The organism is Streptomyces sp. BBFR2, assembly GCF_044497305.1.
GTDB lineage: Bacteria > Actinomycetota > Actinomycetes > Streptomycetales > Streptomycetaceae > Streptomyces.
In genome coordinates this window covers 1,655,996-1,671,378 of record NZ_CP172415.1, presented here as the reverse complement: position 1 = coordinate 1,671,378, position 15,383 = coordinate 1,655,996, and the positions used below count along the sequence as shown (strand labels likewise).

The following is a 15,383-nucleotide window of genomic DNA, read 5'->3' as shown; positions in this document are numbered from 1 at the left end:
CCGGACAGCGCGGCGGCACACGTCGGGTGGCGCGGTGCCGGGCCGGACCCGGCTCGTACAGGCATGGCGGGGCTCCCCGGGCAGACCCGTGCGGGCGGTCGCGCGGCCGTCGAGCACCGCCCCGTGCGGGCCCTGCCGCCCCTGGCACGGCGCGGTCGCGGCATCCGGCGCGGCGGCCCGGCGCCCCATGCGGATGGAACCTCGCGCCGCCGCCCCATGCGCTCCGAGCCACACGCTCCCGGCGCCCGCCCCATGCGCGCCGCCCCGTGCTCCCTGCATGGGGCGGAGACGGGGCGACGCGGAGCCTCCGGCATGGGGCCCCGCCCCCGCTGCGGCCCCATGCCGACCATGCCCCACCCCCACGCCCGTGCCTCAGCCCCGCCACCCTCCCCCCCCGACGTGCCCGGCACCGTACCTCCAGCCATCGCCCGCACTCCGCCCACGGGGCACCGCCCCGGCCGCCCCGTGGCCACCGCATCACCCTGCACCCCCGCACCCCCGCACGAAGAAGGCTCCGCGTACCGCCCGCCGCCACGCGCGGCTCCTGCTGCACCCAGCTCCACCCTCGCCCCGCGACGGTCAGCGTCGTGCGGCAACGTCCGTACCGGCACCGTGCCGGTCCACCCGGAAAGGGCCTCCGCGCATGGAGCACCACGAGCAACCGCCCGCCCCGTTCTCCCCGCATGAGGCCGCCGCGCTGCGCCGCAGCATGCGCGACGGCCGGCTCGCCATGACCCGCCGCTCCCTGCTGCGTGCGAGCGCCCTGGCCGCCACCGCTCTCGGCGGCTCGTTCGCCCTGTCCGCCTGCGGCATCCCGCCAGCCGGCCGCACCGACGCGGCGGGCACCCCCGATCACTCGGCCAGGGAGAAACGTCTCGCCTTCTCCAACTGGACCGAGTACATGGACGTCAGCGACGACGGCAAGCACCGGCCCACCCTGGAGGCGTTCACCCGCCGTACCGGCATCGCCGTCACGTACACCGAGGACATCAACGACAACGACGAGTTCTTCGGCAAAATCCAGGCGCAGCTCGCGGCGGGCCAGGACACCGGGCGCGACCTGATCGTGCTCACCGACTGGCTGTGCGCCCGGATGATCTCCCTCGGCTGGGTCCAGCGGCTCGACCCCGCCCATCTCCCGCACGCCGCGGCCCACCTCGCCGAGCAGTTCCGCCGCCCCGCCTGGGACCCCGACCGCGCCCACTCCTACCCCTGGCAGGGCATCCCCGCCCTCATCGCCTACAACAAGAAGGCCACCGGCGGCCGCACCGTCGACTCCGTCGGTCAACTCCTGGACGACCCGCGCCTCAAGGGCCGCGTCGGCTTCCTCTCCGAGATGCGCGACAGCGTCGGGCTCACCCTCCTCGACATGGGCAAACGCCCCGAGAGCGTCACCGCGGACGAGTATGACGCGGCCCTGGCCCGGATCCGCAAGGGCGTCGAGGCGGGCCAGATCCGCCGCTTCACCGGCAACGACTACACCAACGACCTCGACAAGGGCGACCTCGCCGCCTGCCTCGCCTGGGCTGGTGACATCGTCCAGCTCCAGCAGGACAACCCGGACATCGCCTACGCCGTCCCCAAGGCCGGCTACATGATCTCGTCCGACAACCTGATGGTCCCGAACGGAGCGCGCCACAAGCGGAACGCGGAACGCCTCATCGACTACTACTACGAGCCCCGGGCCGCGGCCCGGCTCGCCGCGTACATCAACTACACCTGCCCCGTCGACGGCGTTCGCGACGAACTCGCCAGGATCGACAAGCGGTTGGCGGACAACCCGCTGATCCTCCCCGGCCCGGACATGGCCGCACGCTCCCACGCCTTCCGCGCGCTCGACGCCGAGGAGAGCAGGGAGTACGCGCGGAAGTTCGCCGACCTCACCGGTGCCTGAACCGGACGCCCCACCGGGCCCCGTGCGCCGCGCCCCGTGCGCCGCCCCGCCCCCTGCCCCACCGCCCCATGCCCCTGCCCCATGCGCCGACCTCCGAGACACGGGACGACCGACATGACGAAGACCGCAAGCCCCCAGCGCGGCAGCGGCGGCGATGTCCGCCTGCGCCGGATCAGCAAGACGTACGGCTCCTTCACCGCCGTCCACCCCCTCGACCTCACCGTCCCCGCGGGCTCCTTCTTCGCGCTCCTGGGCGCGTCCGGCTGCGGCAAGACCACCACCCTGCGGATGATCGCCGGCCTGGAGGACCCCACCACCGGCACCGTCGCGCTCTCCGGCGAGGACGTCACCGCCCTGCCGCCCTACAAACGCCACGTCAACACCGTCTTCCAGAACTACGCGCTCTTCCCCCACCTCGACATCTACGAGAACGTCGCGTTCGGACTGCGCCGCCGCGGCATCAAATCGGTGAAGAAGCAGGTCGAAGAGATGCTCGACCTCGTCCAGCTCGGCCCCCTGGCGCGCCGTAAACCGCAGCAGCTCTCCGGTGGCCAGCAACAGCGCGTCGCGGTCGCCCGCGCCCTGATCAACCACCCCCAGGTACTGCTCCTCGACGAACCGCTCGGCGCCCTCGACCTCAAACTCCGCCGCCAGATGCAGCTCGAACTCAAACGCATCCAGACCGAGGTCGGCATCACGTTCGTGCACGTCACGCACGACCAGGAAGAGGCCATGACGATGGCCGACACCGTCGCCGTGATGAACGGCGGCCGCGTCGAACAGCTCGGCGCCCCCGCCGACCTCTACGAGAACCCCGCCACCACCTTCGTCGCCAACTTCCTCGGCACCTCCAACCTCATCGAGGCCGAGGTCACCGGCGCCGACGGCGACGACCTGCTGCTGCGCGCCGCCGGCAGCGCACTCCGCGTCCCGGCCCGCCGCTGCCCCACGGGGGCCCGCACGGGGCGCGGACTGCTCGCCGGTGTCCGCCCCGAGAAGATGGCCCTGGCCCACCCCGACGACGCCGCGACCGTCCCCGACGCCCACAACCGGCTCTCCGGCCGCATCAAGGACGCCGCGTTCATCGGCGTCTCCACGCAGTACCTCCTCGATGTCCCCGGCGTCGGCGAAGTCGCCGTCTACGAACAGAACATCGCCCGCGACGGCCGCCTCGTGCCCGGCGCGGACGTCCTCGCGCACTGGAGCGCCGCGCACACCTTCGGCCTCGACGCCGCCCAGGACATCAGCGCCGGCGCCGACACCGACGAGGAGGCCGCGTGAGCACCGCCACCGAGGCCCCCGCGCCCGCCCCCGACGCCGCGCCGCCCGACGAGGTCCGCACGGCGCCGCTGCGCAAACGGCTCGTCCCGTACTGGCTGCTGCTGCCCGGCATCGCCTGGCTCGTCGTCTTCTTCGCCGCCCCGCTCGTCTACCAGGCGTCGACGTCGTTGCAGACCGGCTCGCTGGAGGAGGGCTTCCGCGTCACCTGGCACATCGCCACCTACGGGGACGCGCTCGTCCAGTACTGGCCGCAGTTCGTCCGCTCCGTGCTCTACGCCGCCACCGCGACGGCGCTGTGCCTGCTGCTCGGCTACCCGCTCGCCTACCTCATCGCCTTCAAGGCCGGACGCTGGCGCAACCTCGTGATGATCCTCGTCATCGCCCCGTTCTTCACCAGCTTCCTCATCCGCACCCTCGCCTGGAAGACGATCCTCGCCGACGGCGGCCCCGTGGTGGGCGCCCTGAACGCGCTCCACATCCTGGACGTCACCAGTTGGCTCGGCCTCACCGACGGCCACCGGGTCCTCGCCACCCCGCTCGCCGTCGTCTGCGGACTGACGTACAACTTCCTGCCGTTCATGGTCCTGCCGCTCTACACCTCGCTGGAGCGCATCGACCCGCGGCTGCACGAGGCCGCCGGCGACCTCTACGCCCGCCCCGCGACCACCTTCCGGCGCGTGACGTTCCCGCTGTCCATGCCCGGCGTCGTCGCCGGCACCCTGCTGACCTTCATCCCCGCCACCGGCGACTACATCAACGCCGAACTTCTCGGCTCCGCCGACCAGAAGATGATCGGTAACGTCATCCAGTCGCAGTTCCTGCGCGTCCTGGACTACCCCACCGCCGCCGCGCTCTCGTTCCTCCTCATGGCGGCGATCCTCGCCATGGTCACCTTCTACATCCGCAAGTCCGGGACGGAGGAACTGGTCTGATGACCGTCCACGAGACCACCGGTGCCGCCCCGTGCGCCCGCCCCGTGCGGCGCCCCGGCCGGCTCCGCCGCCACCTCGTCACGTTCGCCGGACTGGCCACGCTGGCCTACCTCGTCCTGCCCAACGTCATCGTTCTGATCTTCTCGTTCAACAAGCCCAACGGCCGGTTCAACTACCAGTGGCAGCGCTTCTCGACCGATGCCTGGACCGACCCGTGCGGCGTCGCCGGACTCTGCGGCTCCCTGGGACTCAGCCTGCGGATAGCCCTCTGGGCCACGCTCGGCGCCACCGCCCTCGGCACCATGATCGCGTTCGCGCTGGCCCGCTACCGCTTCCGCGCCCGCTCCACCGTCAACACGCTGATCTTCCTGCCGATGGCGATGCCCGAGGTCGTCATGGCCGCCTCGCTGGCCACCCTCTTCCTCAACATGGGCATCCAGTTCGGCTTCTGGACGATCCTCATCGCCCACATCATGTTCTGCCTGAGCTTCGTCGTCACCGCCGTCAAGGCCCGCGTGATGAGCATGGACCCGCGCCTGGAACAGGCCGCCCAGGACCTCTACGCCACCCCCGTACAGACCTTCCTGCGGGTGACGCTGCCGATCGCCGCCCCCGGCATCGCGGCGGGCGCGCTGCTCTCCTTCGCGCTCTCCTTCGACGACTTCATCATCACCAACTTCAACGCGGGCTCCACCGTGACCTTCCCCATGTTCGTCTGGGGATCGGCGCAGCGGGGCACGCCCGTTCAGATCAATGTCATCGGTACGGCGATGTTCCTCGTCGCCGTCGTGTGCGTCGTCGCCGGCCAGCTGGCCGGCACCCGCAGAAAGAGGAGCTGAGATCCATGGCACGAGCTGCCATGAACGCCCCGTCCCCCGTCCACGCCCTCGCGGACGCCACCCCCGCCCCGTTCTGGCTCGACGACCCCGACCGCCCTGCCGCCCTGCCCGCCCTCACCGGCGACACCCACTGCGACCTGCTCGTCGTCGGCGGCGGCTACTCGGGACTGTGGACCGCGCTGCGCGCCAAGGAACGCGACCCGCACCGCGATGTCCTGCTCGTCGAGGGCGCCGAAACCGGCTGGGCCGCCTCAGGACGCAACGGCGGGTTCTGCGCCGCCTCCCTCACCCACGGCGTCGGCAACGGCCTCGCCCGCTGGCCCGGCGAACTCGCCCGCCTCGAAGAACTCGGCCTGCGCAACCTCGACGCCATCGAGGACACCGTCACCCGCCACCACATCGACTGCGCCTTCGAACGCACCGGTGAGATCGACCTCGCCACCCGGCCCCACCAGATCGCCGAACTCCAGGAGGCGGCCGACGACGCCGCCCGCCTCGGCCACGGCGACCGGTACACCTTCCTCGACCGGGACGCCGTACGCGCCGAGGTCGACTCGCCGACCTTCCTCGCCGGTCTGTGGGACCGCGAGGGCGTCGCCATGCTGAACCCGGCGCGCCTGGCATGGGGCCTCAAACGCGCCTGCCGCGACCTCGGCGTCCGCTTCCACGAACACACCCCCGCCACGGCCCTCGGCCCGTACCGCGGAGGTATGGCCGTCCGCACCCCTTACGGCCGCGTCTTCGCGCGCCAGGTCGCCCTCGGCACCAACGCCTTCCCGTCCCTGCTGCGGCGCGTCCGCCCGTACATCGTGCCGGTCTACGACCACGCGCTGATGACCGAACCGCTGACGGAGGAACAGCGCGCGGCCCTCGGCTGGCGCGGCCGCCAGGGCCTCTCCGACAGCAACAACCACTTCCACTACTTCCGCCTCACCGCCGACCACCGCATCCTGTGGGGCGGCTACGACATCGTCTACCGCTACGGCGGCGGCGTACGCGCCGAGTACGACCACCACCCCGCTACCTACGCCAAGCTCGCCCAGCACTTCTTCCGGTGCTTCCCGCAGTTGGAAGGGCTCCGCTTCAGCCACGCATGGGGCGGCGCCATCGACACCTGCGCCCGCTTCTCCGCCTTCTTCGGCACCGCGCACAAGGGCCGCGTCGCGTACGCCGCCGGCTACACCGGGCTCGGCGTCGGCGCCACCCGCTTCGGCGCCGACGTGATGCTCGACCTCCTCTCCGGAGAACGGACCGAACGCACCGAGCTGGAGATGGTCCGCAGCAAGCCCCTGCCGTTCCCGCCGGAACCGCTCCGCTGGGCCGGAATCGGGATCACCCAGTGGTCCATGACCCGCGCCGACACCCACGAGGGCCGCCGCAACCTGTGGCTCCGGGCGATGGACAAGGCAGGTCTCGGCTTCGACAGCTGAGGGCGGGGCGAGCTGAGGGCGGGGTGGGAGAGACACGGGCGGGGGCGCGGGCCTGGGCGTGGGGCGGTGCGTGGGGCCGTACTTGTGCGGGCACTGCCGCCGTGGGGCTGCGCATGGGGCCCGGGGCCCTGGGATGCGGAGCTTGCGTCGCGGCGCCTGGGGCGCGGGCGCCGCGCAGACCTGCCGTATGGGGGACACCGCGTGGGGCACCCCGCATGGGGCGTGGGCGTGGCGGCTGTCCGGGGGCCTGGCGCCGGGGCTGGTGCGCGGGGCTCGTCGCATGGGGCCCGTGCCCCATGCGGAGGGCGCGAACCGGGGGGCGGTGGTCGCATGGTGCGCCGTCGAGCCTTGTACGCCTGCGTCCGCCGTAGGAACGGGCCCGGCGCCCTCCGGACGGTGCCCCGTCGCGCCCGTATGCGGTGCCGCCCCGCGCCCCGTCTTTCCGACCGCGCACACCGGCGGAAAATTGCTCCACGGAACCGTGTAAGGATGCCGCCCCCGCCCCCTCTCCCCGTGGACCTGCCCGAACGGGCCGGGAGAGCGAGGAAAACATGAACGCCGCGGGGGCGAAGCGCGCAGTGGACTGGCTGGTATCGGCGGCACCCGATCCCGATGCCTGCCGGTGGGAATGGGAACGCAGCCCGCTGGGGGTGGTTCTCCTTCCGGCCGGCAGGCGTTGGGACGTCCTGATCGTCGACGGCAAGCTCGGCCACCCCACCCTCGACGTCCTGACGTGGGTGACGCCCCGTCCCGGCCCCGTCCTGGCCGACTTCGGAGACTCCCGCATGGGCTTCTTCGTCCCGCCGGGCACCGCCACCCGCTGGCTGGGCACCGGCATTCGGGGCGCGGGCAAGGGCACCTGGATCGTCGTCCCGTACCCGGGCCGAGCCACCGGAGGCGTCCGCTGGATCGTTCCTCCTGATGGCCGTGGCACGCTCACCGACCCCGGACTCCTCGAACTCGCCCTCCACGAAGCGGCCGCGGTCATCGCCCGCGACACCTGACGGGAACGACCGCGGGCGGGCACGGTGCTCCAGGACCGTGGTGGGGCACGGCGCGCGCCGCACCCTGCGCGCGCCGTGCAAGGTGGAGACCGACCTCCGGGCACGGGGCGCAGGGCGCGATGCCGTGGCCCGGGGCCGCGCATGGGGTGCGGCACGGCGCCTGAGACACAAGGCATGGCGCCGATGTGCGGGACACACGGAGCGAAGGGCGGCGCCCCGCGCGCGGCGCCTGGGGCGGGGCACCCGGTGCGCGGCGTCGCGCACCGGGCCGGCGCATGGCGCGCGATGCCAGTCAGGGGCACTCAGGGCCAGGCCCCACAGCGGCAGGACCGCCCCGGGTCAGGACCACGGACCACTCCGGATCAGGACCGCCCCGTGCCCCCGGTCTCGTACCAGCGGGCGCGGCCCGCCGACCAGAGTGTCAGCAACACCCCGGACAGGCACCAGCTCGCCGCCACGTCCAGCGGCCAGTGGTACCCCTGCCGCACCAGGCCCAAGCCGACACCGACGTTCACCAGAGCGACGCATGCGGCGAGAATCACCGGTCCACGCGCACGCCGGACGAGGCCGGGCCGCCGCCGGGCGTGCAGGAGCAGCAGTGCCACGAGGCCGTACGCGACCGCGGCGGTGGCGGCGTGCCCGGAGGGAAAGAAACCGTCATGGGGTGCCCCCGCCATGCGCGGCGGCCCGGGACGCCCGATCCACACCTTCACGGGCACGACCACGGCCGGTACGAGGAGCATCGTGCAGACCGCGGCGAGCCCCGGCACCCACCACCGCACCCGCCCGCCGCCGGACCGTCCCAAGACGCCCCGTGCGGAGCCGCCGCGCCCGGCGACCTCCGCCGTGCCCTGCGCCCCATGCGGGCCGGCCGCCGTGCCCCGTCCGGGGCTCCGTCCCCGCCGTGCGGCCCGTACCGCAGGCCGGAGTGTCCACGCGACCGCAGCCAGAAGAACCGGCAGCGCGACGGTGGCGTTTCCGAGATCGGCGAAGAACTGGGCTACGGGCGCCGGGACGGCACTGGCGCTCAGAGCGAGGCCCCACCGTTCGTCCAGCGTCCGCAGCGCACCGTGCGCGGCCACCTGCCAGGTGAGCAGTGCGAACAGCAGGAGGCAGAGCACGGTCTGGACGGTGTACCGGTACCCGGGGCGCCGTGCGGAGGGACGGCCGGTTCCGGGCAGAAAAATCGGCCGCCTCGGAACAGGGGGGATGTTTCCGAGGCGGCCACGCGGACCGGGATACCGCACGCCCCGGGGGGTATGGGGCGGGCGGCCGTCCGATCGGTGAGGATTCCCGGAGCCGGAGGCCCCGGATTCGTACGCGAGGGCACGGCCTGGTCGGAGCGGGTGAAGCACCGGCCGGGCGTCGCCCGCAGTCTCCTGCGAGCGGGGTGTATCTCTCATCTGCAGAAACCGTACGGCACCCGGATCGCGCCCGACAGCCGGATCACCCGGCCGCCATTGCCCCCGCACATCTTCTTCACGCTGCCACCCACCCTTTTCACCTGCACACACCGCGTCATACGTGGGGCCCGCCCCGTGCAGGGGGCTCCGGCCCCGCGCATGGGGCCGCGCACGGGGCCCCGAGCACGCTCACGCACGGGGCCCGTACGCACTCCGGCCCGGGGTGCGGTCCGTGCCGCGCCCCGGGCCGAAGTGCCGCATCCATCGGGTCGGAGAACCGCCGCCACCGGACGGGGAACCGGGTCGGCGACCCGAGGCGACGGAGCGTGGCCGCCGACCGGAGCGGCCGACGCCCCGTACTGGCCCGGTCCGCGCCCCGTCCCGTCGGCCGACGTCCGGGTCAGAGCGCCGCGAGCGCCGTCTCCAGGATGTCCAGACCCTCGTTGAGCAGGTCCTCGCCGATGACCAGCGGCGGCAGGAAACGCACCACGTTGCTGTACGTGCCGGTGGTCAGGACCAGCAGGCCCTCCTGGTGGCACGCCTTCGCGAGTGCGGCGGTGGCCTCGGCGTTCGGCTCCTTCGAACCGGACTTGACCAGCTCGATCGCGATCATCGCGCCACGGCCGCGGACCTCGCCGATGATGTCGAACTTCTCCGCCATCGCGCCCAGACGCGCCTTCATGATCTCGCCGATCCGGCGGGCCTTGGCGTTCAGGTCCAGCTCACGCATGGTCTCGATGGAGCCCAGCGCCGCCGCGCACGCCACCGGGTTACCGCCGTACGTGCCGCCGAGGCCGCCCGCGTGCGCCGCGTCCATCATCTCGGCGCGGCCGGTGACCGCGGCCAGCGGCAGACCGCCGGCGATGCCCTTGGCGGTGGTGATCAGGTCCGGGACGATGTTCTCGTCCTCGCACGCGAACCACTGCCCCGTGCGGCAGAAACCGGACTGGATCTCGTCGGCGACGAAGACGATGCCGTTCTCCTTCGCGAAGTTCGCGATGGCGGGCAGGAAGCCCTTCGCCGGCTCGATGAAGCCGCCCTCACCGAGTACCGGCTCGATGATGATCGCCGCGACGTTCTCCGCGCCGATCTGCTTGGTGATCTGCGAGATGGCCTGCTCGGCGGCCTCCTGCGCACAGTTGTCCGGGCCGGTCAGCCAGCGGTACGGGTAGGCCAGCGGCACCCGGTAGACCTCGGGCGCGAACGGGCCGAAACCCTGCTTGTACGGCATGTTCTTCGCGGTCAGCGCCATCGTGAGGTTCGTCCGGCCGTGGTAGCCGTGGTCGAACACGACGACCGCCTGGCGCTTGGTGTAGGCGCGGGCGATCTTCACGGCGTTCTCCACCGCCTCCGCACCCGAGTTGAACAGCGCGGACTTCTTCGCGTGGTCGCCCGGCGTCAGCTCCGCGAGCTGCTCACAGACCTCGACGTACGGCTCGTACGGCGTGACCATCGCACAGGTGTGGGTGAAGTCGGCGAGCTGCGCCGTGGCGCGGCGCACCACGGCCTCGGCGCTGTTGCCGACCGACGTCACGGCGATGCCGGAGCCGAAGTCGATGAAGGAGTTGCCGTCGACGTCCTGCAGAACACCGCCGCCGGCGCGCTGGATGAAGACGGGCAGCACCGCACCGACGCCACCCGCCACGGTGGCCTGCTTACGCTCCCACAGCGCCTGCGACTTGGGGCCGGGGATCGCGGTGACGACGCGACGCTCCTGGGGGAGGGCGGGGCCTCCGGACAGTTCGGTCATGGCAGTCTCCTGGGGGTGGAAGGGGACGTACGAAAGGTCTTTTCCCGCAGGCTAGGGGCGGTGGCGGGGGTCTGGCATGTTCCGTTCGGGAGAAGTGCGCGTGTTGCGTTGTCCGCGCCGGACATAGCGACGGCACGGGGCCAGTAGATTGAGCGGTGGCGTACCGCACGACGGCGCACCCGCGCCGCCGCCACGCGGGCACGGCCCACGAATGACGCAGGCACAGTCCAAGGGGGACGAGGGGCACCGGATGGACACCGAGGGCACGCACGACGCACCGCACACCGTTCCGCCGCCACCACACGGAGCACCCCGACCCGAACCCACCGTCCCGCGCCCGGCGGCTCCGCCCGCCGCCCCGTCACAGGCCGCTCCGCCGCCCCCCGCGGCCCCGCCGTCCGCCCCGCACGGGGCGGCGCCCGAACCCCCGGTCCTGCGCTGGCTCCGTACCCCCCGCCCCGCCGCCGCGCCGGGCATCTGGACCTACGGCCACCGCCCCCGCCCCGCCGCCGACCCCGACCGCGCCCCGTTGCGGCAGCTGATCAGTGGGGCGGTCATCTCGGCACTGTGCGGGTGGCTGCTGTGGTCGTTGTTGTGGAACGGGTACCTCGGCACCTACTGGGTGTGGCCGCTCTACGCCCTCACGCCGGACTCCTGGCGCACCAGCGGCACCTTCACCATCTGGGTCGTCAACCTCTACTACGGACTCTGGATCGCGGGTATCACCGTGATCTTCGGGCGGCTCGGCCGCTGGCCCGAGCTGCTCCGCCGGCTGGCCGGGCCGCTGCTGCGGCGGACGCGGGAGCGCACCCCGTCGGCCAAGCCGGAACCGGCCGTGGACCGCGCGCAATGGCCCGAACTGCGTGCCGCGGGCGCCGCCGACGCCGCCGACAAGCTCACCGCCGAGGCCCGCACGGGGCGGATGAACGACGTCGATGTCGTCCGCATCGACCACGCATGGCGCGCCGCATGGCGCGCCGCACGGCGCGGCGCGGGCGGCCTCGCGTCCTTCACCGACACCGTCCTGCGGCACGGCGCCGCCGCCGGGGTGCATCCCTCCGGAGCGCGGGATCTGCCCCGCAGGACGGCCCATCACGATCTTCTGGCGCACCAGGTACGCATCGGAGTCGCCGCCGACCACGAACGCAACCCGTACCAGCACCGCGGCGCCGGACTCGCCCTGGACCCGGGCCTGTTGGGGACCTCGCTGCTCGCCGTCGGCCCGCCGGGCAGCGGTAAGACCGGCCGGGTGCTCAAGCCGGTCGTCGAGTCGATGTGCCTCCAGGCGCTCGCCCGGCGGTGCGCCGTCGTCGCCGTCGGCCCCGTGGGCGCGGACCTCGGTCCCGATGACGCCTTCGACGTGGTGGTCCGCGTCGGGCGCCCCGACCAGGACACCGACCTCGATCTCTACGGCGGCGCGACCGACCCCGACGAGGCGGCCGGCATCCTCGCCGAGGCCCTGGTCGGCGATCTGGCGGCCGGCCAGCCCGGTGCGGACGGCCGGCGCGCGGCGACCGCGCTGGGGCAGCTCCTCGGCCCGTTCCGGGCCGTCCACGGCCGCTTCCCGTCCGTGCCGGAGCTGCGCGAACTCCTCGACGGTGCGCCGGAGCCGGTGGCGGAACTGCGTACGGCCCTGCGCGCCGCGGGCGCCACCGCACAGCTACGGGAACTGGACGCCCGCGCCCGGCAGGCCGAGCGTCCGGACGACGCCGGAGCCCGGCTCGCCGACCGCATCGCGCTGCTGGACCGCCCCGCCTTCGCCGGGTTCTTCGACACCACGGGGCGCACCCGCCAGGTGTCGCTGCGCTCCCTCGACCAACCCCTGCGGGTCCGCGTCGAGCTCCCCGAACGGGGCCACGCCGAGGCGTCGCGGATCCTCGCCCGCCTGATGCTGGCCCAGTTCACCGAGTCCGCCGTGGCCCGCGCCGACCGCTCCCTCTTCGCCTGCCTGGTCCTCGACGACGCGGCGCACACCATCACCGCCGAGGCGCTGCGGGGTCTGCAACGGCTGCGGGCGGCCAACGCGGGCGTGGTGCTGTCGCTGCGCGGGCTGGACGATGTGCCCGAGGCGCTGCGCAGCACGCTGCTCGGTGCGGTCGGGTGCCGGATGGCGTTCGCCGGTATCACGCCTTGGGACGGGGCGCGGTTCGCCGAGGTGTGGGGCAAGGAGTGGGTGGAGACCCGCGACGTCACCGACCGGCAGATCATCGCGTACAGCGCCGCGGGCAAGGCGTTCCACGCGTTCCGCCGCATGGCCACGGGCAAGGCGGCCACGGCCAAGGCGATCACCGTCCGCACCGTCGAACGGGAACGCTGGTCCGCCTCCGACCTCGCCAACGCCGTCCCGGCCGGCCACGCGGTGCTCTCGGTCACCTCGGTACGCGGCGAACACGCGCCGCCGGTTCTGGTCGATCTCCAGAGGTAGCGAGCTTCCCGGTGCCCCGTGCGCGGGGCACCGGGAAGCTCGCCACGGCTCTCCTGCGGCCCCATGCGCGGCCCCGTGTCCCTTGCGCGCCACGCATGGGGCCGCAGGGGAGGGCCAGATCCGGTGGCGGCGCCCCCCGTGTGGCCCTACGGCCTGAGCTGTCAGGCAACGTGCATGGTGCCGCGCAGCGACTCCGGGGTGCGGCGCCGCCCCATGCGCCCGCCCCACGCACGGCGCGCTGCGGGCCCCTCGGCTCCACGACAGCGCCCCTGCGCCTGCCCCCCCCGTACCGTCCGTTCCCGTAGGTACGCCGCGCCGCATGGGGCGGAACGGCGCGGATGCGCCCTGGTCGGCGGCGTGTACCGCCCGGCTGCTCTCGCCGCCGCTGAGGCAGAATCGATGGTGACCGTTCATACGGGACGGCCCAACCCCCGGGCGGTGCCGCCCCCGCCCACCGGCGGTGGCCGCCGGCCCCGTAGCCGTCGAAGGTTTCATGCCGCACACCCTCGCCTCCCTGGTCAACCACACCGCGCTCAAATTGACCGTGCTCGCGGGCGAGGACCGCCTCGACGTCCCCGTCCGCTGGGCGCACGCCAGCGAGCTGATCGACCCGGTGCCCTACATGGAGGGCGGCGAACTGCTGCTGATCACCGCGCTGAAACTGGACGCCGAGGACGAGGAGGCCGCGCGCGCCTACGTACGCCGGGTGGCCCGTGCCGGCGTCATCGGGCTCGGCTTCGCGATCGGCGTCAATTACGGCGAGGTGCCCGAGGCGCTCGTCTCGGCGGCGCGCGCCGAAGGGCTGCCGCTGTTCGGCGTGCCCCGCAGAACTCCGTTCATCGCCATCAGCAAGGCCGTGTCCGCCGCCGTCGCCGCCGACCAGTACCGCGCCGTGACCGCCGGGTTCGAGGCCCAGCGGGAACTGACCCGCGCCGCACTGAGCGCCGAGGGGCCGGCCGAACTGCTGGCCCGGCTCGCCGCGCACCTCGACGGTTGGGCCGCCCTGTACGACGCGTCCGGCGCCGTGCTGGCCGCCGCACCCGAATGGGCGGCCCGCCGCGCCGCCCGGCTCACCGCCGACGTCGCCCGGCTGCGGGAGCGCCCCGCGCCCGCCAGCGCGGTGATCAGCGCGGCGGAGGGCGACGACCGCGTCGAGCTCCAGTCGCTGGGCACGGGGCGGCGCGCACGGGGCGTCCTCGCGGTCGGCACGGGGGCGGCCCTGGGAACGGCGGAACGCTACGCCGTCCACTCCGCCGTGGCCCTCCTGACGCTCGCCACGGAGCGCTCCCGCGCCCTCCAGGACGCCGAGACCCGGCTCGCCTCCGCCGTGCTGAAGATGTTGCTGGTCGGCGAGCCGGACCATGCCCGGTCCGTGGCGGGACGGCTCTACGGGGGCTTGCTGGAGGCCCCGTTCCGGGTGCTGGTCGCCGAATCGGTGGCCGGCGCCGCCGACGGCGTGGGGCCGGACGCGCTCGACGTCCTTGCGGACGTCCTGGAATCCGCGGCCGCCCGTACGGGGGAGGCGGTGCTCGTCGTCCCCGAGAAAGGGCGGCTGACGGCGCTGGTCGCCGACGGCGGGGCCGCGGCCGACGCGTGTGTCCGCTTCGCGGCGGATGCCGAGGAGCGCCCGGACGCACCGTCCCCGTCGCGTGGCGGCGCGCCCCGTGCCGAGGCCCCGTACGGGGGCGCGGGGCTGACGGCGGGACTCTCCGCGCCGACCGGACCCGCCGTCGCACCGACCGCGCACCGTCAGGCCGAACAGGCGCTCTCCGTCGCCCGCCGCCGGGGCCGCGTACTCGTCGAGCACGAGGACGTCGCCGCCGGGTCCGTCCTTCCGTTGCTCGCCGACGACGCCGTCCGGGCCTTCGCCGACGGCCTGCTGCGCGCCCTGCGGCAGCACGACGCGACCGGCCGCGGGGATCTGGTGGCCTCGCTCCGCGCCTGGCTCTCGCGGCACGGGCAGTGGGACGCCGCCGCCGCCGACCTCGGGGTGCACCGCCACACCCTGCGGTACCGCATGCGCCGCGTCGAGGAGATCCTGGGCCGCTCCTTGGACGACGCGGACGTCCGGATGGAGTTGTGGCTCGCCCTCAAGGCCACCTCGGGCACCGAGAGCCCCCACAGCACACCCGGCACGCCGGGGGAGTGAGCCCAACCCCCGGCCGTACGCTCCGCAGGGGCATGGGGCATGGGGCATGGGGCATGGGGCATGGGGCACGGGGCGGGGGGCGGGGCCGCTCCTCCCCGCGCGGGAGCGGGGCGCAAGTCCGGCGCATCGTGCAGACGCGCCCGATAGCCCAGGGCCCCCACAGGCGCGGGGCACCGCAAAAGCGCGTGTGCCGATGCCCCCGGCGGCCCCCGACGATCCGTGAGTGCCCCATGCGAGCCGTGCGACGCTCGCCCCACGCAAGGCGCACGACACCGC

The 15,383-nt window shown here is 73.7% G+C and carries 10 protein-coding genes; 8 read left to right on the top strand and 2 right to left on the bottom strand.

Annotation, left to right across the window (positions count from 1 at the left end; genetic code table 11):
* Positions 1-643: 643 nt before the first annotated feature.
* From ACGH2B_RS05840 to ACGH2B_RS05815, 6 genes are all read left to right on the top strand, one after another.
* Positions 644-1,894 (top strand): spermidine/putrescine ABC transporter substrate-binding protein, encoded by a 1,251-nt coding sequence (locus ACGH2B_RS05840; protein ID WP_399085135.1) that lies wholly within the window; start codon positions 644-646, stop codon positions 1,892-1,894.
* Between the two features lie 114 nt (positions 1,895-2,008).
* Complete coding sequence (locus tag ACGH2B_RS05835; RefSeq protein WP_399085132.1) at positions 2,009-3,175, top strand: ABC transporter ATP-binding protein; 1,167 nt, start codon at positions 2,009-2,011, stop codon at positions 3,173-3,175.
* Positions 3,172-4,107 carry an ABC transporter permease gene (locus ACGH2B_RS05830; RefSeq protein ID WP_399085129.1) on the top strand — a complete coding sequence of 312 codons (936 nt, stop codon included), beginning with the start codon at positions 3,172-3,174 and terminating at the stop codon, positions 4,105-4,107. The genes ACGH2B_RS05835 and ACGH2B_RS05830 overlap by 4 nt, the downstream gene beginning before the upstream one ends.
* Positions 4,107-4,946 carry an ABC transporter permease gene (locus tag ACGH2B_RS05825; protein ID WP_399085126.1) on the top strand — a complete coding sequence of 280 codons (840 nt, stop codon included), beginning with the start codon at positions 4,107-4,109 and terminating at the stop codon, positions 4,944-4,946. Before ACGH2B_RS05830 ends, ACGH2B_RS05825 begins: the two co-directional genes overlap by 1 nt.
* Before the next feature lie 5 nt (positions 4,947-4,951).
* Positions 4,952-6,376, top strand: coding sequence for an NAD(P)/FAD-dependent oxidoreductase (locus ACGH2B_RS05820; RefSeq protein ID WP_399085123.1), 1,425 nt, complete (start codon positions 4,952-4,954; stop codon positions 6,374-6,376).
* 551 nt (positions 6,377-6,927) lie between these two features.
* Positions 6,928-7,380, top strand: a complete 453-nt coding sequence (locus ACGH2B_RS05815) for a hypothetical protein (RefSeq protein WP_399085120.1) — start codon at positions 6,928-6,930, stop codon at positions 7,378-7,380.
* Between the two features lie 362 nt (positions 7,381-7,742).
* On the opposite strand, the gene ACGH2B_RS05810 is transcribed toward ACGH2B_RS05815, so the two are convergent.
* Together ACGH2B_RS05810 and gabT are read right to left on the bottom strand one after the other, a co-directional pair.
* Positions 7,743-8,501: a phosphatase PAP2 family protein gene (locus ACGH2B_RS05810; protein WP_399085117.1), complete on the bottom strand. Its 759-nt coding sequence runs from the start codon at positions 8,499-8,501 to the stop codon at positions 7,743-7,745.
* 682 nt (positions 8,502-9,183) lie between these two features.
* The gene (gene gabT, locus ACGH2B_RS05805; protein ID WP_399085115.1) at positions 9,184-10,533 is read right to left on the bottom strand and encodes a 4-aminobutyrate--2-oxoglutarate transaminase; all 1,350 of its coding nucleotides are present in this window, start codon (positions 10,531-10,533) and stop codon (positions 9,184-9,186) included.
* Between the two features lie 250 nt (positions 10,534-10,783).
* Between gabT and ACGH2B_RS05800 the strand changes: the two genes are divergently transcribed.
* Together ACGH2B_RS05800 and ACGH2B_RS05795 are read left to right on the top strand one after the other, a co-directional pair.
* Complete coding sequence (locus ACGH2B_RS05800; protein ID WP_399096734.1) at positions 10,784-12,958, top strand: ATP-binding protein; 2,175 nt, start codon at positions 10,784-10,786, stop codon at positions 12,956-12,958.
* Positions 12,959-13,451: 493 nt separating this feature from the next.
* Positions 13,452-15,107 (top strand): PucR family transcriptional regulator, encoded by a 1,656-nt coding sequence (locus tag ACGH2B_RS05795; RefSeq protein ID WP_399085108.1) that lies wholly within the window; start codon positions 13,452-13,454, stop codon positions 15,105-15,107.
* Positions 15,108-15,383: the final 276 nt, after the last annotated feature.

What these genes read in the sequence shown, in the direction of transcription:
- ACGH2B_RS05840 (WP_399085135.1), top strand. Translation starts at nt 644, where the DNA reads ATGGAGCACCACGAGCAACCGCCCGCCCCGTTCTCCCCGCATGAGGCC.
- ACGH2B_RS05835 (WP_399085132.1), top strand. Translation starts at nt 2,009, where the DNA reads ATGACGAAGACCGCAAGCCCCCAGCGCGGCAGCGGCGGCGATGTCCGC.
- ACGH2B_RS05825 (WP_399085126.1), top strand. Translation starts at nt 4,107, where the DNA reads ATGACCGTCCACGAGACCACCGGTGCCGCCCCGTGCGCCCGCCCCGTG.
- ACGH2B_RS05820 (WP_399085123.1), top strand. Translation starts at nt 4,952, where the DNA reads ATGGCACGAGCTGCCATGAACGCCCCGTCCCCCGTCCACGCCCTCGCG.
- ACGH2B_RS05815 (WP_399085120.1), top strand. Translation starts at nt 6,928, where the DNA reads ATGAACGCCGCGGGGGCGAAGCGCGCAGTGGACTGGCTGGTATCGGCG.
- gabT (WP_399085115.1), bottom strand. Translation starts at nt 10,533, where the DNA reads ATGACCGAACTGTCCGGAGGCCCCGCCCTCCCCCAGGAGCGTCGCGTC.
- ACGH2B_RS05800 (WP_399096734.1), top strand. Translation starts at nt 10,784, where the DNA reads ATGGACACCGAGGGCACGCACGACGCACCGCACACCGTTCCGCCGCCA.
- ACGH2B_RS05795 (WP_399085108.1), top strand. Translation starts at nt 13,452, where the DNA reads ATGCCGCACACCCTCGCCTCCCTGGTCAACCACACCGCGCTCAAATTG.